The sequence below is a fragment of the Acinetobacter sp. YH12235 genome (assembly GCF_013417705.1).
Classification (GTDB): domain Bacteria; phylum Pseudomonadota; class Gammaproteobacteria; order Pseudomonadales; family Moraxellaceae; genus Acinetobacter.
This window is the reverse complement of the sequence record NZ_VPDL01000072.1, coordinates 1-1,055: the sequence shown is the minus strand read 5'-3', so window position 1 is coordinate 1,055 and position 1,055 is coordinate 1. Positions and strand designations below refer to the sequence as shown.

At 40.6% G+C, this 1,055-nt stretch carries 1 protein-coding gene; it reads left to right on the top strand.

All coding sequences use genetic code 11. The annotated features are described in order from the left end of the window. A partial coding sequence (locus tag FTV13_RS15580; protein ID WP_180012534.1) for an IS4-like element ISAbe18 family transposase occupies positions 1 to 1,055 on the top strand: 1,055 nt, incomplete at both ends.

Sequence of the window (1,055 nt, the reverse complement as noted above, 5' to 3'; positions counted from 1 at the left end):
CACCATGTTGGACAGAAATTTAGAGCGGCTTCCCGGTGGGATCAGTTTATTGCCATATTGATGTCTCAATTCTCTTGTAGGCAAAGTCTGAGAGATATTCAATCCAATTTGGAGTGCCAACAGGAAAAGCTAAGTCATCTCGGAGCAAAGTCTATTCCCCGAAGCACGCTGGCACGAATCAATGAGCAGCAGCCTGCTGCCTTGTATCAACAGCTATTTTACAAGTTGCTTAAATACTATGACCACTCAAAAGTCGCTCATAAATTTCGCTTTAAGAATCCCTTGTATTCCTTGGATGCCAGTCATATTGACCTGTCGCTTTCCTTATGTGAATGGGCCAAAGTTCACGACTCAAAAGCCAGCATGAAACTCAGTATAGGATTGAATCACAGCAATGATATTCCTGAGTTTGTTGCAGTTGAAAATGGCAAAGAAAATGACATGGTACAAGGCCGCAAATTCCAGTTTCCTGCTGGCAGCATTGTAGTTTTTGATAAAGGCTATGTCGATTACCAATGGTATGCAAATCTGACTGCTCAAAACATTGGATTTGTCACACGTTTTAGGCCTAAATCTGTGTATCAGGTGATCCAGCAACATCCAGTGCTTGAATCCAAAGGTATTCTAAAAGATGAAACCATTCAGCTGAATAGCGCACATGCCCTAAAAAGAAAAGCCCCAGTGTTAAGAAGAATTGAATATAGAGATCAGCAAAGTGGCAAGCACTTTAGCTTTCTCAGCAATAACTTTCATTTAGCCGCCTCCACCATTGCGGCGATTTATAAAGATCGTTGGAAAGTTGAGCTGTTCTTTAAGGCGATTAAGCAGAATCTCAAATTAAAAGCGTTTCTAGGCCGCAGCAGGAACGCAATTCAGACACAAATCTGGATTGCGATGATCGCCTATTTATTGGTGAGTTTCGCTCAACATTTAGGAAAAACAGGTTGGACAGTTCAACGTTTACTCAGAATAATTCAAGTGAATTTGTTTGAAAGAAGAACTTTAAAAGCTTTATTTTCACCCGATAAAATACCCATAAAACAAGAGGAAGCTCA